Here is a 24,928-nt window from a genome sequence, read left to right as displayed (position 1 = left end):
AAGAGCCTGATGTGGAGCATAGCAGCAAGGCACGGAAAATCAGGACTTCTGGCGATTTCTTATCCCGAACTCAGGTTGAATAATATCATCGAGCAGGATCATCGAATCATCAAGCGATTGACCAAACCCATGATGGGATTCGGCTCATTCAACACGGCAAGACGAACTTTGAGCGGGATTGAAGCCATGAGTATGATTCGCAAAGGACAAGTGAAGGGAGTCAGCAAAGCGATTATCTTGAATGTCAAGAATCAAATGTGAATTTGAGGGGTCAGCGAAATCAACGCTACGAAAAAAACAAAGCACAATAAAGCAGCGACTCGCACATCGCTGTTGGAGCCACTTTGATCAACACACTCTCATCCTTCCTAAAACTGAGCGTTAACGCCTAGATCAGCAACAAATCTCATCAGGTCGTAGCACTTCAGGAACTCGCCAAGGTTTGAGATCGCGAATCATCGCATTCAGAATGCGGAGCAACTTGTGCATACAGGCGATTAACGCCACTTTCTTCGCTTTTCCCTGACCCAGAAGCCGCTCGTAAAACGCTTTGAGCACCGGATTGTATCGCCCAGCAACGAGCGTGCCCATGTAGAGCACCGCACGGATATTCGCGCGTCCGCCCCAAATCATGTGACTGCCGCGAAACTTGCCACTATCTCGATTGAATGGAGCAACCCCCACCAAGGCACTGATGCGTTTATCACTAACGGTTCCAAGTTCGGGCAAGGCAGCCATCAGCGTTGTGGCGATGACTGGACCGACACCGGGCACAGTTTTGAGCAGGGCGATACGCGCTTGCCATTCCACTTGAGATTGACTGAGTTCCTCAATTTCCTCATCGAGATCCTCAATGTGCTCTTCCAGCCACTCGATGTGAGTGTCAACGTTCTGACGCATCGTGCCCCGCAGACTCGCTCGGCGATTTTTCTCAGCGCTCAACATCTCGACCAATTGCCGTCGGCGCGTCACCGCCTCTTGAAGTGCGCGGTCTTGGTCACTCGCTAAGACTGTAATGGCAGGTCGGAGCGCTTCTCCAAAGTGAGCTAAGACCGCCGCATCAATTCGATCTGTTTTCGCGAGTTTGCCACTGGCTTTGGCGAAGTCTCGCCCTTGTCGAGGATTGATGATCGAAACAGCAATACCCACGTCTTGCAGCGCTTGGGCAACTTCCAGTTCCAATCCACCCGTCGATTCGACAATCACCTGCTCAATCTCAAACGCCTGAGGTCGCTTCACTAAGTCAGCGATGCCAAGGGCTTGATTCTGAACTTGAAACTGCTGAGCGATGGGTCGGATATAGATATCTAAAGTCGCTTTGCTCACATCAATGCCCACCCATTGCGATCGTTGTTGCATCACCTGTTCACCTCTGATTGGATCGAATTGCTCGAAGACTGCACTCTTTCTGGCTCCATGCGGACTTTACTGTCCAGGCGATTTTACGAGTTCTCAGTACTTCGAGAAGGTGTGGCGACCCAAGCTTAACTACGGTTTTGAAGAACCTTGGGGACATCGGTCTACCACACTCTTAACATACCAGGGGACAGGGTTTCTCAAGTAAAATTTATTGAAGAACTGTTCGGAATTAGCGCTTAACGGAATGCGAACGAAACACTTCGTTTGTCACTAAAAATATTTGCAACACAACCATCTGTTCAGAGTTCCTCAGCAAGCCCTAATTCTTCTTGCCACGTCGGATCGTCTCATTTTTCATGATGTCATCCGACCCACAAGTTGCTCAGATTAGGTAAGGTTTCATGATAATTGCAGCTAACTTAAGACTACTATCCCGCTATTTTCCTCATATCTTTGATAAAAGGGCACTGCCGATCTCGGGGTCTCGCCTGATTAACTGCGCCATGCCTACTAATACCTGGCGCGAACCAGAATATGGTAAGCGTCCATGAGCCACTAGCATGTTATCTAACATCAATACATCTCCCTGCTGCCACGGCACAAGCACCATTTCTTGCTGATGGCACTGCCGTAGCTCCTTAACTACTGAGGCTTCAATTGGGGTTCCATCCCCGTAAAAGCTATTACTTGGGAGTTCATCTTCTTGAAATGCCAATAGTAAACCCTCTTGGATTTCTGGTTCAAGGGTACTCACATGGAAAAACATTGCATGATTAAACCATACCTCCTCCCCAGTTTGAGGGTGCGTTAAAACAGGCTCCCGTACTACGCTTGTTCTGAGATGTCCACCTTCCATCCACTCTATCTCAATCTTGTTTTCCCGGCAGTATGATTCAACTTCGGCTTTATCGGCTGTCTGAAACACCGTTTGCCAGGGTAACCCTAAGAAGTGGTAAAAGTTGCGAACATACATGACCTGTTTGTTAATAAAGCGCTGCCGGATCTCAGGATCTATCCGGGTAAGGACTTTGCGAGTATCAGCAATCGGGGTCTCACCGCCGACAGCAGCGGGCGTTAGACAATGAAAAAAGATCCGCATCGGCCAACTTTCCTGGTAGGAATTTTCACAGTGCAGGGCAATGGTTTGCTCTGCTGGATATTCTGTAGAAGTATAAATTTTGCCTGAGATCGTGCGGCGCGGTGAGGATCTCTCCCGATACTCCAGGGGTTCGCCTGAGAGACTGTGAATCAGGGCTTCCAGGTCGGATGAGCCATTGACATTAAAATTCCGAAATAGCAAACCGCCATATTGCAACACCTGAGATTCGATCAACTCTCGATGACCCGTCGCCCATGCCCACAAGCCAAGTCCTTCAGCAATTGGTTCAACAACCAGAGGGAACTGCTTATCCGGATCTAAGAAAGACATTTTTACCGAGGTCTCAGACACTGGGTGGAAAATTCCTGTCATGACTGTTCCTCTTGCTGAGTAGCTTTGCAAATATGGCAACGGATGAATAGGCGAGGACACAAAGCCCCTTGAGAGGTAAAGGAACAGCGGAGATTGATGTCTTGACCTTTTCTCGTACTGCTATAGCAATCCTAAGTGAGTTGTGAAACGTAAGATTAATCGTGCCCCTAGCTCCTAAGTTTAGGGTGATTCCAGGTTTCACAATTCACATCGGCTTGCTATATAAAGCAATTTATCATATATATCTGCGCCTTAAAAGGCGGGTGTTGCGCGTCAATTAAATTGACCGATCGCGTCAATTACAAATCCTGTCCCCCCAGTAATTGTCGTCTTCGTTCCTCCTGCTCGATTGCCCGTTCCCTTAGATGGATTCAATTCAACCGCCAGAACCTCTGACTCTTACAGGTTTCCTCCGGAGACACGGCGGGATACAATCTCTGGCAAAGTCAAGGTTTTGTGGTTATGCCTTGCTCACAATTCGGTCGCTTTTTCAGAATCTGATTTCATCGTAGGAACCCCCCTGTTAGCGCCAGCGTCAACCCATAACTGTTGTCTGATTGCGCCCTCCCAGCTTTAGCCCGCAAGAATCGAGCTTGTTCGCTGTAGGCAGATCAGGAGTTACTTCTGAGTTTGAAGGGTAGGGCTTGCACCGACATCAAGCGGGAAGTTCAGCTAGACTTAGGAGTCTTGGCTGGAGTGATTATGGACGGACTGGATACCGTATTTCATCCCTCAACGAATCGCACCCGGACTATTGATCATTAAACATAAAATAAAGGCGTTGCATCCTGGCATTGCGTCTTGGCGTTGCATACGATGGAGGGAATGAATTTGGTTGAGAGATGAATTATTGAGAGACAAATTTCCCCTGACCTTTGACTAGACCACGAGATTTGGTGAAGCAACTCGAAAACCTTCGCTTTCAGCACAGAGGGACGATACAGTGCATAATTTCTTAGAGCATTTCCCAGATACTTTGGCTAAGGGTTTAACGTTAATCGAGCTGCTGCGGCATCGAGCTTTATACCAAGCCGACCAGACCCTTTATACCTTTCTTCAGGACGGAGAAACAGAATCTTTCAGGCTGACCTGTGGAGAATTGGATCAACAAGCACGAGCGATCGCGGCATCGCTGCAATCCCTAGTCGCCCCAGGAGATCGAGCGATACTGGTTTATCAGTCCGGTCTAGACTACATTGCGGCGTTTTTTGGGTGTTTGTATGCCTCTGTGGTGGCAGTTCCTGCTTATCCACCCAGACGCAATCAAAATCAGTCCAGGCTACAGTCCATTGTTGCCGATGCTCAGGCGACGGTAGTACTGACTACGACAGCTGAGTTAGGCAAGATGGACAATCAAATTGCCCAAAATCCAGAATTGGCGGCTTTGCACTGGTTGCCCACCGATCTCATCGCCAGCCATCTGGCTTCAGAGTGGCAGGAGCCGATGGTCTCCGGGAGCGACCTGGCTTTTCTCCAGTACACTTCCGGTTCTACGGGAACTCCCAGGGGCGTGATGGTCAGCCATGAAAATTTGCTGCAAAATTTGACATTAATTCATCAGTGTTTTGAGCATGCCCCCCATAGCCGAGGGGTCATCTGGTTACCGCCTTATCACGATATGGGGCTGATTGGCGGCATTTTACAGCCCCTTTTTGGTGGTTTCCCCGTCGTGCTGATGTCCCCTTTCGCCTTTCTCCAGAAACCCTTACGCTGGTTAGAAGCGATTTCCCGGTATCAGGCTACGACCAGTGGTGGCCCAAACTTTGCTTATGACCTTGCCTGCCGCCAAGTTACTCCTGAACAACGGGCAACGCTGGATTTGAGCCGTTGGGATGTCGCGTTTACAGGGGCGGAACCGATCCGGGCTGAAACGTTAGATCATTTTGCTCACACGTTTGCGGAGTGTGGCTTTCGCCGAGAGGCATTTTACCCCTGCTATGGCATGGCGGAGACAACATTAATCATATCGGGCGGTTTGAAAGCAGACCCACCCTTGATTTGCCAGGTTGACAAAGCCGCCTTAGAACAAAATCAGGTGGTCGTTGTGGGTGAGGAGTACAACACTGCTCAGGCGATCGTGAGTTGTGGTCGCAGTTGGTTAGACCAAAAAATTGAGATCGTTGACCCAGAAACCTTCATCCCCTGTCACGCTGGCAAGGTTGGAGAAATTTGGGTCTCCAGCTCTTCTGTGGCACTTGGCTATTGGAAACAACCCGAGAACACGGAAGCCACGTTTCGAGCCTACCTGAACGATAGCGGCAACGAACCCTTTCTGCGTACAGGGGATCTGGGATTTGTACAGGACGGTGAGTTGTTTGTCACCGGACGCTTGAAAGACTTGATCATTATTCGGGGGTGCAACCATTATCCGCAAGACATTGAACTGACAGCCACTCAAAGTCATCCAGCCCTGCGCTCCGGTTGTGGAGCAGCGATTTTAGTCGAAGTCGATGGGGTTGAGCAGTTAGCGATCGCGTGTGAGGTCGAGCGGAATTATCTGCGCCAGTTGGATGTCCAATCTGTGGCTACAGCGATCCGGCAGGCCGTATCGAAGCACCACGACCTGCAAGTCTACACCGTGGCATTACTCAAGACCGCCAGCATTCCCAAAACGTCCAGCGGTAAAATTAAACGTCATGCTTGTCAGGCTGGTTTTTGGGATGGCAGTTTGGATGTGGTTGGTCATTGGACTGCAATGCCCCAGGACATCAATTTAGAACAACAGGCACAAGTAAACCCGCTGCAGGAGCAAGGTCCCTCTGAGAAGCAGGGGTTGGCAGCGATCGATCAAACTTTAACTCCAACGTCCACACCTGACGAGATAGAAAATTGGCTAATCGCTTATCTCGCTTTATACCTGAAAGTACCATCGAATGAGATTAATATTAATGAACCATTTGCGAACTACGGAATGGATTCCTCGGTCGCTGTTAGTGCCACAGGTGAATTGGCTCAATGGTTGAATCTAGAACTTGACCCCACTCTATTCTGGGAATACCCTAGCATCAAAGCCGTTGTCCAATACCTATCGCAAGAATGCCGTTATTTACAACCAGAAGATACTCAATCAGGTGATGCCGATACTTAAAAGAGAGAGTTGAACATGGAGCCAATTTCAAATACAAATCAAGAGATTGTCGATTCTGGCAACACTAAAAAACCAGAAACAACAAAAGCATTCAAGTTCAATCCGTTTGATCTTGAGTTTCACACCAATCCTTATCCGGCTTACCACCGCCTTCGCTCCTACGACCCCATCCATCGGCACTTTTTTGGATCATGGGGACTAACCCGCTATGCGGATGTCAAGGCCGTTTTGCGCGATCCTCGGTTTCGCAGTGACAATCTACCCCAACGCCTCAATGATAAGAATCAGTACCTCAAACATCAAAATCAAAATCTTAACGCACTAGTACGCGCCACCAATACATGGTTATTATCTCTGGAGCCACCTGACCACACCAGGCTGCGAAAGTTAGTTGGTCAAGCCTTTTCTCCCAGCGTGGTAGAACGCCTGCGTCCCCAAACGCAAGATATTGTAGATCAGTTAATCGGCACTGTTCAGAAAACAGGGCGCATGGACATTATTTCCGATCTGGCACGCCCCGTACCTGTGCGCGTGATCTCCACCCTGCTGGGGATACCAGAGGACATTCAAGACCAGGTGTATCAGTGGGCGAATGACCTGTCTGGCATCCTGGATCCATTTAATTCTCTGGAGACTCTGGTTTATATGAATCAGATCATCCAAAAGTTTTCCAACTGCTTTCGCGAGTTGATTGCAGAGCGGGAAAAGCAACCGCAATCTGACCTGATCAGCTCTCTAATCGTGGCTAGAGATGAAGGCGATCGACTCAGTAATGATGAACTGTTAACGGTTTGTATGTTGTTGTTTGCCACAGGCGAAGAAACCACCGTCAATCTGATTGGGAATGGTATGCTGGCGTTGCTCCGCCATCCTGCACAGATGGAGTTACTCAAACAGGAACCCACAATGATTGCTAGTGCGGTAGAAGAACTGCTGCGCTACGATAGCCCAATTCAGCGAATTGCCCGCATCGCGCTGGAAGATGTGGAAATCGATGGCCATAAAATTGCGGCTGGCGAACAGGTGATTCTTTATCTGGGAGCGGCCAATCGAGATCCCGCCCAATTTCCTGACTGCGATCGCCTCTTGCTGAACCGCAGTGATAACAATCACCTGTCCTTTGCTGATGGCATTCACTATTGTTTGGGCGCGGCACTAGCACGAGTTGAAGGTCAAATTGCCATCAACACCCTGTTACAACGCTTACCCGACTTGCAGCTACAAACCAACACCCTAGAGTGGAGAAAGAATATTGCTTTACGGGGCTTGAAAGCGCTCCCGGTGACTTTTAGAACTTAGGCAATTTCCAGACAAGCTTATACCGTAAATCGTAGATACTGTTTTACATCCCGGTGGTCAAGTCTTTGTCTTATCTTCCCCTCAATACAAGGGGCGGGTTTTGTCTATCAGTAGTTGAGTATTGGAGACTCTGACTAAACCCGCCCGGACACCACCCCATCAACAGCCTTGGAAATAAATATATTAAGAAGGAAAAAATGGCAACGGACTTTGAACCCATTGCAATTATTGGAATCGGATGTCGGTTTCCTGGTGCCAACGACCCGGACGCTTTCTGGCAACTCCTGCAAGATGGGGTGAGCGCTATTACGGAAGTACCGCTCGATCGCTGGGATATCAACGCCTTCTACGATCCCAACCCCGCCACGCCGGACAAAATGAATACCCGTTGGGGTGGTTTTTTGGATCAGGTGGATCAGTTTGAACCTGAGTTTTTTGGTATCGCTCCCCGTGAAGCGGTGAGTATGGATCCCAAACAGCGACTTTTATTGGAGGTGACTTGGGAAGCACTGGAAGATGCCGGACAAGTTCCAGAGCGTCTGGCCGGGTCAGAAATTGGTGTTTTCGTTGGCATTTCGAGTTACGACTACTACGAGTTGCTAATGAGAAATCCTCGTAACGTTGATGCCTACGCCGCCACAGGCAACAATAACTGCATCGCCGCCCACCGGATCTCCTACGTGTTTGATTTTACTGGGCCCAGTATGGCCATTGATACGGCCTGTTCCTCTTCCCTGGTGTCCGTTCACCTCGCTTGTCAGAGCTTGTGGAATGGGGAATCCAGCATGGCACTGGCTGGGGGTGTGCATATCATGTTATCGCCGTGGGTTACGGTCAGCTTCTCCCAAGGGGGATTCATGGCGGACGATGGACTTTGCAAAGTCTTTGATGCCCGTGCAAACGGTTACGTCCGGGGTGAGGGGGCAGGGATGGTGGTCTTGAAGCCCTTATCTCAGGCGATCGCGGATGGTGATACCATTTACGCAGTGATTCGAGGCAGCGCCATCAACCAGGATGGGCGCAGCAACGGTCTGACCGCTCCTAACCCCCACGCCCAGGAAGCTGTGCTGCGGTCAGCCTATCGCCGATCGGGGGTTTCTCCAGAGCAGGTTAGCTATATAGAAGCACATGGCACGGGGACGAAGTTAGGCGACCCGATGGAGCTGAAAGCCTTGGGAAAAGTATTGTCCAAGAATCGTCGTCCTGGAAGCTACTGTGCCGTCGGTTCGGTGAAAAGCAATATTGGTCACTTGGAAGCAGCGGCAGGGATTGCCGGGTTGATTAAAGTGGCTCTGTCACTCAAACACCGCCAGATTCCGCCCAGCTTGCATTTTCAGCAACCCAATCCCTACATTAATTTTGAAAAGTTGCGGTTACGGGTGCAGGAGCAACTGTCGCTCTGGACGGCTGGGAATGGTGGCACTCTAGCGGCTGGAGTCAGTTCCTTTGGCTTTGGCGGGACGAATGCCCATATCGTTATGGAAGCAGCACCGGATAGTAGGGCTGGGGATAGGTCTAGCCCGGAGCAATTGGCGTTCAAGCGGCAAAATCTCGCAGCGATCGAACGTCCCTGGCATGTGCTAACCCTATCTGCCAAGAGTGAAGCGGCTTTGCGATCGCTCGCCCAACGCTATCAGGAGTTTTTGGCAAACCAACCCCAGACCGAGATCGCAGATATTTGTTTTACAGCCAATACTCGGCGATCGCAGTTTAATCATCGTCTAGCTATAGTTGCAGACTCTACCGGGTCGTTACGGAGACAGTTAGCAGCTTTTGTCAGCAGCATACCTACTGAATCTGTAGTCAGTCACGTTTTTCGCAGTCGGAAACCTCCAAAGCCAGTATTTTTATTCACAGGTCAGGGGTCACAGTATGTCGAGATGGGACGGCAACTTTACGAAACTCAACCGATTTTTCGGCAAACTCTAGACGAATGCGCGACCCTTTTACATCCCTATCTGAACCTCCCCCTGCTCGAAGTTCTATATCCAGATCCCCACATTCCCAACTCACAATCCGCGCCATTACTCGATGCAACCGCTTACACCCAACCCGCCCTATTTGCCATTGAATACGCCCTGGTTAAGGTGTGGAAATCCTGGGGCATCGAACCGGGTATCGTCATAGGTCAGAGTGTGGGGGAATATGTCGCAGCTTGTGTAGCGGGAGTGTTCAGCTTAGAAGATGGACTGAAGCTAATTGCTGCAAGAGGTCGTTTAATGCAAAACCTGCCTCAAGATGGAGAAATAGTGGTGAAGTTCCACTCTCCGTTAATGCAGCCCATACTGGCAGAGTTTGAGCAAGTCGCCGCAACTGTAACTTACTCTCCAGCGAAAATGAACTTAGTCTCTAATGTCACTGGGCAACTCGCCACGGAGGATATTGCGACTCCTGACTATTGGAGCCGTCATCTGTTGCGATCGGTCAAATTTGCCACGAGTATGGAAACCCTGGTTCAGCTAGGGTATGAGTTATTTGTGGAGATTGGTCCTCAGCCGACTTTGTTGGAAATGGGTCAGCAGTGCTTGGAGTCTGGAGCAATGGTGTGGTTGCCCAGTTTGCGTCCGGGAAAAGACGATTGGCAACAAATGCTCCGAAGTTTAGCGGAGTTACACATTCGCGGGGTGCAGGTAGACTGGTTTGGCTTTGACCAGGAATATGCCCGTCGTCCTCTAAAAGTACCAACATATCCATTTCAGCGCCAACGGTATTGGATTGAAACGACAGACAGTAGTCCGCACACAGCCCAGCCTGCATTACCGGAAAAAGTTCAACCTTCAGTCGTTGGACTGTATGAAATCCAGTGGCAACCAAAACCCCGCCAGCAAAACCTAGATATAACGGCTACTCTGGACAGTAAGCCTAGTAGTTGGCTGATTTTCGCTGACTCTAGTGGTATAGGAGATGCCCTGATAGAAATTTTACACTCCCAGGGACAAACGTGTTTTGTTGTCTATCCCGGCGATGCTTATACCTGTCAGCAACCTGGAGTTTACAGCGTCAATCCAGTCGATCCTGAGAATTTTCAACAACTGTTACGGGACGTTGACCTCATCAATGCCCTCCCGTTGAAGGGAGTGGTTCATCTATGGAGTGTTGGATTAGAACAAACGCCGGAGTTAAATCTTGCCGCTCTGGAGCAGGTGCAAATTTTGGGTTGTGCTAGCATCTTGCATTTAGTGCAGGCGATCGTTAAGCGTAACGGGTCGGTCTTACCGCGATTGTGGTTGGTCACGCAGGGCGCTCAGTTTGTGGAATCTCAACCTGGTTCTCCAGCCGTTGCTCAAGCTCCTATATGGGGATTGGGTAAAGTCATCGCCTTAGAACACCCGCAATTGTGGGGGGGGCTGTGCGATTTAGCGTTAGACGCAACGCAACCAGATGCAGCAAGGATGCTGCTTACAGAAATTTGTGCTGCGGAGGGTGAAGACCAGATTGCTTGGCGATCGGGACACCGTTATGTGGCACGTTTAATCAACAAAGGCGAGTTGCCAGCAGCAGCCGTGCCGCTAAGACCCGATGCGACCTATCTAATTACGGGGGGTTTAGGAGCTTTGGGATTGCAGGTCGCTCGGTGGATGGTTAAGCAGGGCGTTCGGCACTTGATTTTACTGAGCCGTCGGCCCGCATCGGCCCCAACTCAAGCTGCGATCGCGGATCTGGAGCAGGGGGAAGCTCAAATTCTGGTTACGCAGGCTGATGTATCGAACCACACAGAGATGCTCAGGGTCTTTGACAGACTCAATGCCTCAATGCCACCCCTGAAGGGCATTATTCATGCGGCAGGTGTTTTGGAGGATGGAATCCTGCTGCAACAAGACTGGGAACGGTTCGCCAAAGTAATGAATCCCAAGGTTCAGGGTGCCTGGAATTTACACACCCTCACCCAGCGTTTGCCGTTAGACTTTTTTGTTTGTTTCTCCTCCGTGAGTTCGCTACTGGGCGCGGCAGGTCAAAGTAATTATGCTGCTGCCAATGCATTTCTGGATAGCTTGGCCCATTATCGACAAAGGCAAGGGCTTCCTGGTTTGAGTCTGAACTGGGGACTGTGGGCGGATACAGGAATGGTGGTCAACTTAGATGATCGTTATCAAAATCGTCTGGCTGTTTTGGGCATGAATCGGTTCAGTTGGGAGCAGGGATTGCAGGCGTTGACAAACCTGCTAGGACAGCAGGGGATAGCTCAGATGGGTGTGTTTTCAGTGGATTGGTCACGGCTGAAGCAGCAGGTTACCGCCGAGCAAATACCATTACTGACCCACTTGCTGAATGAAGTGACCAGTCCAGAGGAGAATGCGTCAGCACAGCAGCATACGATTTTACAGGAGCTGGAAACCGTTCCTATCTGCGATCGTCAACCCCTGTTAATCGCCTATATCCAGCAGGAAGTTGCCAAAATCATGGGTCTGAGATCGCCACACCTGCCCGATCCACAGCAGGGATTCTTTGATATGGGGATGGACTCGTTGATGGTACTGGAACTAAAAAACCGCTTAGATACTCATTTGGGTACTTCGTTGCCTGCAACCTTAATGTTTGAGTTTGCAACCATCCAGGATTTGGTGGAGCATCTGCTAAACGACATCCTCCGACGGGAGGCTACTGGATCAGCAGATCCGGTTCAATTAGCCGCAGCAGAACCTCAACCCCGAATCGTGCCGTCAGGGTCAGATATCACTCAATTGCCCAAGGCGAAAACCAAACCAACCGCCCGATCGAGGGTAGACGTACTCACAGAAGAGGATATTGATGCCTCAATTACAGAGCGGCTGGAAAAACTGGAAAAGCTGCTAAGGGGAAAATAACATGAGCGATTTTTCTGAACCCATGAATCAAGTTTCTATCAAGCAACGGCTCCTGCTTGCCCTCGATGAAGCCGCCGCCAAACTGGAAGCTGTTGAATATGCTCAACACGAGCCGATCGCGATTATTGGAATGGGCTGTCGGTTCCCTGGTTCTGCCGATCATCCAGAGGCGTTCTGGCAGCAATTGCGGGATGGCGTGGATGCGATCGATCTGATCCCAAAGACCCGCTGGCATACCGATGCCTATTATGATCCAAATCCCGACGCGCCAGGAAAAATTTACACTCGTTATGGTGGATTTCTTCCCCAGGTAGACCAATTTGATGCCCAGTTTTTTGGGATTTCTCCTCGCGAAGCGGCCAGCCTAGATCCCCAGCAGCGCCTGCTATTAGAAGTGAGTTGGGAAGCCCTAGAAGATGCCGGACAAGCCCCGAACCAATTGACTGGCAGCAAAACGGGTGTTTTTGTGGGGATCGGACAGAATGATTACGCCCAGTTACAGATGTTTTCCGGTCATTATGAAAACATTGATCCATACGCTGGGACGGGCAATGGGTTTGCATTTGCAGCAGGTCGGCTGTCGTATATTCTGGGTTTGCAAGGCCCTAACTTAGCCATCGATACCGCTTGTTCCGCTTCGCTCGTAAGTGTCCATTTAGCGTGTCAAAGTTTGCGGGCTGGAGAGTGCGACTTAGCTCTGGCGGGTGGGGTTCACTTAATCCTGTCACCGGAGGTTACTATTTTTCTGTCCAGAGCGCGGGTACTCTCTCCGGATGGGCGCTGCAAGACCTTCGATGCCTCCGCCGATGGGTATGGTCGGGGCGAAGGATGTGGGATGCTAGTACTCAAACGGTTGTCCGATGCGGTGGCCAATAGCGATCGCATTTTGGCGGTGATCCGTGGGTCAGCCGTTAACCATGATGGTCACAGTAGCGGTCTCACCGTTCCGAATAAACAGGCGCAGCAAGCACTGATTTCCCAGGCTCTAGCGAAAGCCAAGGTAGACCCATTACAAATAAGCTACGTAGAGGTTCACGGCACTGGAACCGCTTTAGGCGATCCGATCGAAATCAGGGCTTTAGACACTGTTTTGGGGAAAGGGCGTTCTCAAGCAAACCCGTTGGTGATTGGCTCAGTCAAAACGAACATTGGGCACCTGGAAGCCGCAGCCGGGATTGCCGGATTAATCAAAGTCGTGCTCTCGCTGCAACATCAAGAAATTCCCCCTCACCTCCACTTCTCTCAGCCCAACCCGCACGTTAATTGGGAGCAACTCCCGATGCTTGTCCCCACCGCCGCCAGGCCCTGGCCGGGTGGTCAGAAACGCTTGGCAGGAGTCAGTTCCTTTGGGTTTAGTGGCACCAACGCCCATCTCATCCTGGAAGCCGCCCCTCCCGACTCGCCCACCGCTCCAGAACCGGGGGAAAGGGAGCGGGAGCGTCCCCTGCATCTGCTCGCCCTCTCGGCCAAAACTCCCAACGCCCTACTCCAACTCGCCCACCGCTACGCTCACCATCTGCAATCCCATCCCGACCTCCCCTTGAGTGATGTTTGCTTTACCGCCGCTGGCGGTCGTTCCCACTTTCCCTACCGCCTCAGCATCGTCGCAGCAACGATCGCGGAAGCCGTGGACAAACTGATGGTCTATCCAGTTGCAGCGGCACCCCTCCCAGCCGCTCAGTCTCCGGGCAACTCCCCCCCTAAAATTGCCTTTCTGTTTACAGGGCAGGGCAGTCAATATGTCCACATGGGACGACAACTTTACGAAACTCAACCGATTTTTCGGCAAACGCTGGAGGACTGCGACACCCTGCTCCGACCTTACCTCGACCCGCCCCTGCTACAGGTGCTTTATCCCCGACCGGGAGCGTCCTCGCCGATTGACCAAACGGCTTATACGCAACCCGCCTTGTTTGCTTTAGAGTATGCCCTCTGCCAATTGTGGCGCTCTTGGGGCATTGTACCGGATGTGGTGATGGGGCACAGTTTAGGGGAGTATGTGGCAGCCACGGTGGCGGGGGTGTTCACGCTGGCAGAGTCCCTGAAGTTGGTGGCGACGCGGGCGCGGTTAATGCAATCGCTGCCGCAGACGGGGGGAATGATGGCGGTGTTTGCGCCGCTTGCCGTGGTCGAGGAGCTGATGCCCGACCAGTCTGGATTAGGGATCGCCGCAATTAACGGGCCCGCTCATGTGGTGATTTCGGGAGCGCGACCCGCGCTGGAGAGGGTGCAGGCGAGCTTGCAGTCCAGGGGAGTGGCAACGCGAGCCTTAAATGTCTCTCATGCGTTCCATTCCCCCGCCATGCAACCCATTTTGGACGACCTTGAACAAGCTGCCAAAGCAGTAACCTATGCCCAGCCACAAATCCGCTTAATCTCTAATGTGACGGGAGAAGTGGCAACGTCAGCGATCGCCACTCCTGAATATTGGGTTGCTCATTTGCGGCAATCTGTCCAATTTGCTCGCAGTATAGACACGCTGTATCAGCAAGGAATTGAAATCTTTGTCGAGATCGGCCCCAAGCCTATCCTCTTAGAAATGGCTCGGCATTGCTTGCCAGCAGCAGTTGGAGTTTGGTTGCCCAGCCTGCATTTCGGTCAAGCAGACTGGCAACCGTTGCTACAAAGTTTGGGAGAGTTGTATCGGTGTGGAGCCAAGGTAGACTGGTCTGGTTTTGATCAAGACTGTCCCCGTCGTCGAGTTGCCTTGCCCACCTATCCGTTTCAGCGAGAGCGCTATTGGGTGAAGACAGCTACACCCGGAGCCAATCCATCTTCATTCCGGGCAAGCAGTACTGCTCCCCGCCTGCATCCTCTGTTGGGGCAACGGTTGCATTTACCCGGCACTGAAGAGATTCGTTTTGAGTCTACCCTTAGTCAAGATTCTCCTGCCTATCTTGCACATCATCGCCTTTACCAGCAAGTAATTTTGCCAGCCACGGCTTATCTAGAAATGGCACTAGCGGCTGGGGCTGTGGTTTGCAACTCGAACAACTTGAGGCTACAGGAAACCGTCATTCAGCAGGCTCTGATGCTAGGCGATGCCGACAAAACCCTCCACGTAGTTCTGAAACCCGAAGACTCAAAGACAGAAAACTCAAAGACATTTTCCTGGCAGGTTTATAGCCTCAATGTTGACGAAAACAATTCTGAGTCCTACTGGGCACTCCATGCTTTTGGCAACCTGGTTGAAGACCCCAAAAACTCACCCCCTCAAGTGAATTTAGCGGCCTTACAGGCCCAATATACGGAAGCCGTATCTACAAACCAGTATTACCAGCAGTTACGCCAGCAGGGAGTCGATTATGGTACCAGTTTCCAGGCCATTGATAAGCTCTGGCGGCATCCAGGACAAGCATTGGCGCAAATTCGCTTACCAGAACCCTTGATTTTAGAGGCAGAAGCCTACAAACTGCACCCAATATTGTTGGATGCCTGTTTCCAGGTCGTAGGCACAGCTCTGGCTGAGGCTGACCAACAAGCCGTCTATATTCCAGTGGGGGTAGAGCGCTTACAGTTGTATCGTCGTCCCAGCACCCATTTGTGGACTCAACTGAAGATCTGCCAGGTTGAGGGCTGGCAGCAAAAGACCGTAACGGCTACAGTCCAACTGTTGGATGAGAGCGGCAATATGGTGGCCCAGTTAGAGGGCTTAACCCTCCGAAGTATCACTCGTCAAGCCTTGCAACAAGTTCTTCAGCAAGAAGACCTGAGCCACTGGTTGTATGAAACCACTTGGCAGGTTCAGGAGCGCAGTGCCAAACACCCGCCCTTACCATCCGGACAATTGAGTCATTGGCTGCTGTTTGTTGACCCAGGAGAAATCGGCAGGACGCTGGCTACCTACCTCAGGGATAAGGGCGATCGCTGTGTCTTAGTGTCCCCTGGTCTAGGGTATGCCAGATTAGCCGCAGACGAGTATCAAATTAATCCGACCAACCCGGCAGATTTTCAGCAATTGCTGCTGGATAGCCAGGACGATCACTCACAGTTCTATAGCGGCGTGATTTTTCTGTGGAGCCTAGAGGACTCGTTACCAGACATCACCCTGGCAAGCTTAGAGGACGCGCAAGCACAAAGCTGTGGCAGTGTTTTGCATTTATTGCAAAGTCTTGTCCAAACGAACCCCGCCGTGATCCCCCGCTTATGGTTAGTGACCAGGGGAACTCAACCGATCGGGGAAAGCCAGCTCCCGCACATTCAGCAAGCGCCTCTCTGGGGGCTGGGGCGCGTCATTGCCCTGGAACATTCTGATCTGCGGTGTGTGCGACTCGATTTAGACCCAGCGGTAGATCAAACTGAAGTTCTGACCCTGTTGGAAGAATTACGATCGCCCGATCGAGAAGACCAGATTGCCTACAGACAGGGAGTTCGCTATGTTCCTAGACTGGTTAGGTCTCGATCGGGCGCGGGTGAACGTCAAGCAAAAATGCTGGAGTTTCCGACTGAACCCTTCCAGGTCAAAATAACCAGTTACGGACTTCTGGAAAATCTCACCTTGGCACCGATGACCCGCCGCGCCCCGGAACCAGAGGAGGTGGAAATTGAAGTTTGCGCCTGTGGACTGAACTTTAGAGATGTCCTCAATGCCCTCGGACTGCTCCAAGCCTATACGCAGCAGCAAGGGATTGATGCGGCGATCGACATTCCCTTTGGCGGGGAGTGTGCGGGCAGGGTTGTGGCCGTGGGCAAACAGGTTTCCAGGTTTCAAGTGGGTGATGAAGTGATGGCTGTCATGGCCCTGGGCAGTCTGAGTAGTTTTGTCACCGTCAAAGCAGATTTTGTTGTTCCCAAACCCCCAGACCTGAGTTTTGCAGCCGCAGCTACGATTTTGACCCCCTTCTTAACGGCTTACTATGGCTTGCATTACCAAGCTAAAATGCAACCCGGAGACAGAATCTTGATTCACGCGGCGGCTGGCGGGGTTGGACAGGCCGCAGTCCAGTTAGCTCAACGGGTGGGGGCAGAAATTTTTGCTACAGCCAGCCCCAGCAAGTGGGAATTTCTCAAATCAACTGGGGTAACCCAGGTAATGAACTCCCGCACCCTGGACTTTGCTGAAGCAGTCATGACAGCCACTGACGGACAAGGGTTGGACATTGTTCTTAATAGCCTGAATGGGGAGTTCATTCCCAAGAGCCTTGAGGTTTTAGGGCAAGGAGGGCGATTTGTCGAAATTGGCAAAATCGGCATTTGGGATCAAACCCAGGTGCAGTCCCAAAGACCTGATGCGTCCTATTTTGCCTTCGACTTATTAGAACTCTCTCTACAGAATCCTGGTTTAATTGCCTCGATGCTTGAGGAATTGATGGAGGAGTTCAAGCACGGTACTCTCAAGCCGTTAAATTACAAAGCATTTCCGATTCATCAGGTGGTCGATGCCTTTCGTTATATGCAAACGGCCAAGCACGTGGGCAAAGTCGTGATTTCCATGCCGCAAGCAAGGCAGGGGGAGGGCAGCTATTTAATTACAGGTGGGTTAGGTGCTCTGGGTTTGCAGGTAGCTCGCTGGTTAGTAGTAGAGCGACGAGTCCGCCATCTGGTCTTAATGGGGCGGCAGGCGGCATCTCAGGCAGCCCAGGCTACGATCGCTGAATTACAGCAGGCTGGAGCCAATGTCAAAATCTGCAAGGCGGATGTGGCTATCCGGGACGAGGTGTCCCGCGTTTTGACGGAGGTGCAGGCATCCATGCCACCCCTGCGAGGAATCATCCATGCGGCGGGAGTTTTGGCAGATGGAGTATTGCTCAGTCAAACCTGGGAACGCTTTAGCTCGGTGATGGCACCCAAGATCACAGGAGCCTGGAATCTGCATGTATTGACCCAGGAACTGCCCTTAGACTGTTTTATCTGTTTTTCGTCCAGCGCTGCCCTGCTTGGCTCACCGGGACAGGGCAACTATGCCGCAGCCAACGCCTTTATGGATGCCTTAATGCATTACCGTCGAGCATTAGGACTACCAGGCTTGAGCATCAATTGGGGCCCTTGGGCAACGGCTGGGATGGCAGAGGAAATGACGCCTCGCGATCGCGATCGCTGGGCAGCTTTGGGGATCAGTGCCATCAAGCCTGAGCAAGGATTGCAAGTGCTTGCCCAGTTGCTGGAACACCCTGCAACTCAGGTAGGGGTCTTATCTGTGAATTGGGCGAAGTTTCTCAAGCAACTTCCTCAAGGGCTGGATTTACCGCTTCTGGAGCATTGCACTGCTGCTTCTGACCAATCCCAGGCGCAGCAACCCGAATTCCTCCAGCAGTTAAAGGACGCTCCCTTCAAAGAACGCAAAATTCTATTGATGACGTATATTCGTTCTCAAATTGCCAGGGTTGTTGGGTTAAAGTCATGGGAGCAAATAGAGCCGCGCCAACGATTATTTGATCTGGGTCTGGACTCGCTCGTCGCGGTTGAATTAAAAAATTGCTTTGAACGCGATCTGGGCAAATCTTTGCGCTCAACGTTGATCTTTGATTACCCCACCGTGGAAGCGCTAGTCGAGTATTTGGAGGATGTCCTGTCCCTGGAGCTTTCCCCGCCACTCAGCCCGGAATCACCCCCCCTTGCAGAGGACACGGAGTTATCAGCAACTTTGAAAGAACTGTCTCAAGAAGAACTCGCAGACTTATTGGCTAAAAAATTGGCAAGTTTGGATTAAACGAGGTGAACATGAGCCAAAGCTCAACAGGCATAGACTATCGGGCGTTAATGGAAAATGCCCTGCTGAAACTGGAAAAACTGCAATCCAAGCTCCAGGCTTTAGAACAGGCCAAGACTGAAGCGATCGCGATCGTGGGTTTAGGCAGCAGGTTTCCGGGGGCTGATACCCCAAATGCTTTCTGGCAACTGCTGCGAAATGGGGTAGATGCGATTCGCGAAGTTCCTCCAGACCGTTGGGACATCAACGCCTACTATGACCCCAATCCAGAGGCTCCCGGCAAGATGTCTACTCGCTACGGGGGTTTTTTGCCTCAGGTAGATGCCTTTGATGCCAAATTTTTCCATATCTCCCCACGAGAAGCGATCAGTCTAGACCCGCAGCAACGCCTGCTTCTGGAAGTCAGTTGGGAAGCCCTGGAACACGCCAATCAGGTTCCTGACAAGTTATTCAACAGTTCCACGGGCGTATTTGTGGGCATGAGCACCAGTGACTACACGAAAGTCCTCTGGCAAGCGGGTGATGCCACGCATATCGATGCCTACTTTGGTACGGGTAACTCTCTTAGCGTGGCGGCTGGACGTTTGTCCTATAGCTTGGGGTTAACGGGCCCATGCCTGTGTGTAGATACGGCTTGTTCGGCTTCCCTGGTATCCGTCCATCTAGCCTGTCAGAGTTTGCGCCTGCGAGAGTGCAGTTTGGCCCTAGCTGCTGGCGTAAACCTGATCCTCTCGCCAGAACCGAGCATCAATTTTTCCAAAGCTAGAATGATGGCGGCGGATGGTCGCTGTAAAACGTTTGACGCTCAAGCAGACGGCTACGTCCGAGGCGAAGGGTGTGGTGTAGTTGTCCTGAAGCGCCTCTCAGATGCGATCGCGGACGGCGACAAAATTCTGGCCTTAATTCGCGGATCGGCGGTGAACCAGGATGGGCCAAGTGGTGGCTTAACTGTTCCCAATGGACCATCTCAGGTCGCGGTAATTCGTCAGGCTCTCGCCAATGGGGGAGTTGAGCCAGCGCAAATCGGCTACATTGAGGCTCATGGAACTGGAACCTCCTTGGGCGATCCCATTGAGATAGAGGCATTGGCTGAGGTGTTTGGCAAACACTGTTCCCCAGAGCAACCCTTGGTGATTGGCTCAGTCAAAACGAACATTGGGCACTTGGAAGCCGCAGCCGGGATTGCCGGATTAATCAAAGTCGTGCTCTCGCTGCAACATCAAGAAATTCCCCCTCACCTCCACTTCTCTCAGCCCAACCCGCACGTTAATTGGGAGCAACTCCCGATGCTTGTCCCCACCGCCGCCAGGCCCTGGCCGGGTGGTCAGAAACGCTTGGCAGGAGTCAGTTCCTTTGGGTTTAGTGGCACCAACGCCCATCTCATCCTGGAAGCCGCCCCTCCCGACTCGCCCACCGCTCCAGAACCGGGGGAAAGGGAGCGGGAGCGTCCCCTGCATCTGCTCGCCCTCTCGGCCAAAACTCCCAACGCCCTACTCCAACTCGCCCACCGCTACGCTCACCATCTGCAATCCCATCCCGACCTCCCCTTGAGTGATGTTTGCTTTACCGCCGCTGGCGGTCGTTCCCACTTTCCCTACCGCCTCAGCATCGTCGCAGCAACGATCGCGGAAGCCGTGGACAAACTGATGGTCTATCCAGTTGCAGCGGCACCCCTCCCAGCCGCTCAGTCTCCGGGCAACTCCCCCCCTAAAATTGCCTTTCTGTTTACAGGGCAGGGCAGTCAATATGTCCACATGGGACGACAACTTTACGAAACTCAACCGATTTTTCGGCAAACGCTGGAGGACTGCGACACCCTGCTCCGACCTTACCTCGACCCGCCCCTGCTACAGGTGCTTTATCCCCGACCGGGAGCGTCCTCGCCGATTGACCAAACGGCTTATACGCAACCCGCCTTGTTTGCTTTAGAGTATGCCCTCTGCCAATTGTGGCGCTCTTGGGGCATTGTACCGGATGTGGTGATGGGGCACAGTTTAGGGGAGTATGTGGCAGCCACGGTGGCGGGGGTGTTCACGCTGGCAGAGTCCCTGAAGTTGGTGGCGACGCGGGCGCGGTTAATGCAATCGCTGCCGCAGACGGGGGGAATGATGGCGGTGTTTGCGCCGCTTGCCGTGGTCGAGGAGCTGATGCCCGACCAGTCTGGATTAGGGATCGCCGCAATTAACGGGCCCGCTCATGTGGTGATTTCGGGAGCGCGACCCGCGCTGGAGAGGGTGCAGGCGAGCTTGCAGTCCAGGGGAGTGGCAACGCGAGCCTTAAATGTCTCTCATGCGTTCCATTCCCCCGCCATGCAACCCATTTTGGACGACCTTGAACAAGCTGCGAGTCAAATCACGTTTCATGCTCCAGCCATCCCGCTGATTTCCAACTTAACGGGTCAGATGATGTCGCCTGAACAACCACCAGGTAGCCAATATTGGCGACATCACTCGCGATCTGCCGTGAGATTTACGGCAGGAATCCACACAATGTTTCAGCAAGGCTGTGAACTATTTGTAGAAATTGGCCCGAAACCGATCCTGTCAAGTTTAGGCAAAGGTTGCCAACAAGATGTTCCAGCAATCTGGTTGCCCTCTTTAGCGCCGGGACAAGAGGATTGGCGAGTCTTATTAGAGAGCTTATCTGCTTTATATGTCCGGGGGATCGGTGTTAACTGGCCTGAATTCGATCGCGGCTACTCCAGACATTGGCTGTCACTTCCCACCTATCCCTTTCAGCGCCAACGTTATTGGTTTGAAAACACAAATGCAGCTATGAAGCAGAGCAATGAACTCAATGAACAACCATCAGGCGAAAATAGACCAGAGCCTCAGATCACTGAACATCCCAGCATGACTCAAAAAGACCGAATTCTGGCGATCTTACAGTCCACGATTGCAGAACTACTGCGATCTCAGCCATCGGAAGTAGAACCTCATGCGGCGTTTCTGGAAATGGGTGCAGATTCGATTGTTCTCATGGATGCTGTACAAACGATCGAACAGATATTTGGCATTAAAATTGCGATTCGCCAACTATTTGAACAGTTGACAACCATTGATGCTTTGGCAACCCACATTGACCAACATTTACCTCCAACTTGGGCGGCGACAAATTCACTTCAACCTCAACTCCACCAATCTCAATTCCAGTCTGCCCAGCCAGTCGCACGGAACGCAACGACTATACCGACAAAGCCAGGAATGCTTGATGTCCAGGTTTCTGGAGAATTAGAAGTCACTCCTGATGACATAAGACTGGTGATTCAGCAGCAGATTGAATTGATGTCTCAACAGTTACAGCTTCTCTCTGGAAACAGTTTCATAACCGAGAAGGAGCCAGTATCCAAGAATGGATTTTTGCCATTCAGCGATCGCCCCTCAGACTCCACCGCTCATTTATCGACCCCTCATTTCAAGCCAGAAACGCAACCTAAAAGTCTCAATCCACAACAACAGCAGCACTTAGATTCACTCATCGTTAAATATACTCATCGTACTCAAACATCAAAACAGCGATCGCAAGCCTATCGTCAGGTTTTAGCGGACAGTCGATCGGTAGCAGGTTTTCGGCCTTCGATCAAAGAAATGCTTTATCCGATCATTGGGGAGCGAGCGCAGGGCTGCAAATTTTGGGATGTGGATGGCAACGAGTATGTTGACATCACAATGGGATTTGGTGTGCTGCTGTTTGGTCACAACCCACCCTTTATTACTGCATCTATAGAACAGCAAATCAAACACGGGATACAAATTGGGCCACAGTCAAATCTGGCCGGAGAAGTAGCCCAGCTAATTTGCGAATTGACGGGTATGGAACGGGCGGCATTCTGCAACACCGGAACAGAAGCCGTAATGTTAGCCCTCCGTCTGGCACGCACCGTGACGGGTCGCAACAAGATTGCTCTATTCGCGAATTCTTATCACGGGCATTTTGACGGCGTTTTGGCGACAGCATCGAATGCTGGGATCAATACTGCCGGGATCAATACTGTACCAATGGTGCCAGGAGTATCGCCGCAAGCCGTTAAAGACGTTCTAGTCCTGGATTACGACAATCCCAGATCCCTGGATATTTTGCAGGCCCACGCACACGAACTAGCCGCAGTGCTGGTTGAACCCGTGCAAAGTCGCCGCCCCGATTTACAACCCAAAGCCTTTCTACAGCAATTAAGGCAATTAACACAGAGCACAGGAATAGCGCTGATCTTTGATGAAGTTCTTACAGGCTTCCGCATCCATCCGGGCGGGGCACAAGCCTGGTTTGGGGTTGCAGCAGACATTACCATTTACGGCAAAATTGTCGGAGGTGGAATGCCGATCGGGGTTGTTGCAGGCAAGGCTCTCTACATGAATGCGATCGACGGGGGGGTGTGGCAGTATGGAGACGCTTCCTACCCCCAGGCAGAGAAGACATTTTTCGCCGGAACCTTCAACAAAAACCATATCACAATGAACGCTGCCAGGGCGGTGCTGCAGCAGCTTAAACAACAAGGCGATCGCCTGACGCAGCAGTTAAATCAGCGCACGTCACAGTTCGCGGAAACGTTGAATACTTACTTTAAAACTGAAAATGTCCCCATCCGTATCATCCATTTTGGCTCCCTGTTTCGCTTTTCATTTTCAGGTAATCTGGATTTGCTGTTTTATCACCTGCTGTTCAACGGGGTTTACATCTGGGAAGGGCGTAACTGTTTTCTGTCAACTGCACATACCGATGCAGATATTGAGTATTTGATTCAGGCTGTCAAGAATAGCGTAGAGGAACTGCAAAAAGGAGGATTTTTACCTGAAACTCTGTACCGACGTTAACTGGTGCAGCTTTTGAGAGATGATTTGGAGCAGGAGGGGCTGGGCTGATTGCAGGAAAAAGTGATCACCGGGAAGCAGATGCAGGGAGAAGGACGCGGTAGTTTGTTCTCGCCAGCCTGTCATCTGTTCGGCGCTGACTTCCGGATCGTGTAAACCACCCAGAGCCGTAATGGAACAGTTAAGGGGTGAATCGGTAGTGTAAGTATAGGTTTCAAAGACAGCAAAATCAGCACGCAAGACAGGCAACAATAGTTGCCTCAATTCGGCGTTCTCCAAAACCACCTGGGGAGTCCCATTGAGGTTACGTAGTTCCTCCAAAAATGCGGCTTCTGGCAACGTATGGATAGGCGGTTTAAGGGCGGGCAGTTGCGGCGATCGACAACCGGAAGCGAACAGGTGAACGGGTTCCCGATCGTAATGTTTGTTGAGGAAACGGGCCACCTCGAAACAGATTAGCCCACCCATACTGTGACCGAAGAAGGCGAACGGTTTGTCTAGATGAGGCGGAAGAACTAGCGCAATCGCCTCAACGAGCAGTGGAAAACTGGTTAATGGGATCTCCTTTAATCGAGTTCCGCGTCCAGGCAGTTCAATAGCACACGTCTCGACATATTCTGGTAAGCCATCTGGCCAGGTGCGAAATGTAGCAGACCAACCCCCTGCAAAGGTAAAGCAGAACAGGCGCAGGCTGGCTTGGGGATTGGGTTTGAGATATTTTACCCAGGAGTCAAAGGTCGGTGCCATGAAGTAAAACTAGGATTCCCCAGATGCTTTCTCCATTTGCCGACGGAGACTGAGCGGTCGCATATCAGTCCATACGTCCTTGATATAACTTAAACAGTCGTCTTTGGAACCACTTTTACCTGCATCTGTCCAGCCAAGGGCATTTTCGCGATCGACTGGCCAGATAGAATACTGCTGTTCATGGTTCACAACTACTCTGTAAAGTGTTGGATCCTCGCTACTCTCTTGATTCATCTGCTTTTCTATAGAGTATGAATTCACTAGACCTCCTGCATGAATAAAATTCTCGATATAAGCTCTCTCAGATCTTGCTCCGTTTAGGTCGGCTTGTGCCCCCTAAATCCCCCATTCTGGGGGACTTTGAGAAGACTTGCGGTTTCAAAGTCCCCCATTCTGGGGGATTTAGGGGGCGTTCCCGGATTTGTGCAGGAGGTCTACTGTGTAGATTGGTTTGAGGTAAGAAACCCAACGCTCTAAAAATGTTGAGTTTCCTGCTTCAACCCAGCCTACGAAAGCTTAATTCTGTTAGCCCACACTTTGTTACAGAGTGGGTTGTGACCAGGAATACAAGATCTTCTGAGGTATTAGAAAATCCTTAGTACTATAAGATTGTCAGCGATCGCATAGACAAAATCGTTACATAGAGTTACATTACTGAGGTTTGGCACCATTCTCAGTACCCCGCCATCCCGCCCGCAATTC

General features: G+C 51.3%; 10 protein-coding genes. 6 read left to right on the top strand and 4 right to left on the bottom strand.

What is annotated here, in order from left to right; genetic code table 11:
- Positions 1–261, top strand: a 261-nt coding sequence (locus tag C7B65_RS18005) for a transposase (RefSeq protein WP_244913230.1), incomplete at its 5' end; no start/stop codon positions are given.
- A gap of 132 nt (positions 262–393) precedes the next feature.
- On the opposite strand, the gene C7B65_RS18000 is transcribed toward C7B65_RS18005, so the two are convergent.
- Together C7B65_RS18000 and C7B65_RS17995 are read right to left on the bottom strand one after the other, a co-directional pair.
- Positions 394–1,359, bottom strand: a complete 966-nt coding sequence (locus C7B65_RS18000) for an IS110 family RNA-guided transposase (RefSeq protein WP_189645267.1) — start codon at positions 1,357–1,359, stop codon at positions 394–396.
- A 445-nt stretch (positions 1,360–1,804) separates the two neighbouring features.
- Positions 1,805–2,830, bottom strand: coding sequence for a TauD/TfdA family dioxygenase (locus C7B65_RS17995; RefSeq protein WP_073072327.1), 1,026 nt, complete (start codon positions 2,828–2,830; stop codon positions 1,805–1,807).
- Positions 2,831–3,773: 943 nt separating this feature from the next.
- Here C7B65_RS17995 and C7B65_RS17990 point away from each other — a divergent pair.
- The 5 genes from C7B65_RS17990 (at position 3,774) to C7B65_RS17970 (ending at position 23,482) form a co-directional block, all read left to right on the top strand.
- Positions 3,774–5,918 carry an AMP-binding protein gene (locus C7B65_RS17990; protein ID WP_073072326.1) on the top strand — a complete coding sequence of 715 codons (2,145 nt, stop codon included), beginning with the start codon at positions 3,774–3,776 and terminating at the stop codon, positions 5,916–5,918.
- 15 nt (positions 5,919–5,933) lie between these two features.
- Positions 5,934–7,217, top strand: coding sequence for a cytochrome P450 (locus C7B65_RS17985; RefSeq protein ID WP_083582959.1), 1,284 nt, complete (start codon positions 5,934–5,936; stop codon positions 7,215–7,217).
- A gap of 197 nt (positions 7,218–7,414) precedes the next feature.
- Positions 7,415–12,022: a type I polyketide synthase gene (locus tag C7B65_RS17980; RefSeq protein WP_073072325.1), complete on the top strand. Its 4,608-nt coding sequence runs from the start codon at positions 7,415–7,417 to the stop codon at positions 12,020–12,022.
- Between the two features lie 22 nt (positions 12,023–12,044).
- The gene (locus C7B65_RS17975; RefSeq protein WP_083582965.1) at positions 12,045–18,671 is read left to right on the top strand and encodes a type I polyketide synthase; all 6,627 of its coding nucleotides are present in this window, start codon (positions 12,045–12,047) and stop codon (positions 18,669–18,671) included.
- Positions 18,672–18,682: 11 nt separating this feature from the next.
- Positions 18,683–23,482 (top strand): type I polyketide synthase, encoded by a 4,800-nt coding sequence (locus C7B65_RS17970; RefSeq protein ID WP_083582958.1) that lies wholly within the window; start codon positions 18,683–18,685, stop codon positions 23,480–23,482.
- On the opposite strand, the gene C7B65_RS17965 is transcribed toward C7B65_RS17970, so the two are convergent.
- Together C7B65_RS17965 and C7B65_RS29660 are read right to left on the bottom strand one after the other, a co-directional pair.
- Positions 23,456–24,226 (bottom strand): thioesterase II family protein, encoded by a 771-nt coding sequence (locus tag C7B65_RS17965; protein WP_073072323.1) that lies wholly within the window; start codon positions 24,224–24,226, stop codon positions 23,456–23,458. The genes C7B65_RS17970 and C7B65_RS17965 overlap by 27 nt on opposite strands.
- Before the next feature lie 9 nt (positions 24,227–24,235).
- Positions 24,236–24,460, bottom strand: coding sequence for an MbtH family protein (locus C7B65_RS29660; RefSeq protein ID WP_073072322.1), 225 nt, complete (start codon positions 24,458–24,460; stop codon positions 24,236–24,238).
- Positions 24,461–24,928 lie beyond the last annotated feature (468 nt).

Origin of the sequence: Phormidesmis priestleyi ULC007 (assembly GCF_003003695.1) — a bacterium.
In the GTDB taxonomy this organism is placed as follows: Bacteria; Cyanobacteriota; Cyanobacteriia; order Leptolyngbyales; family Leptolyngbyaceae; genus Phormidesmis_A; species Phormidesmis_A priestleyi_A.
Note: the sequence above shows the minus strand (reverse complement) of the source record. Positions and strands in the feature narration are given on the sequence as shown.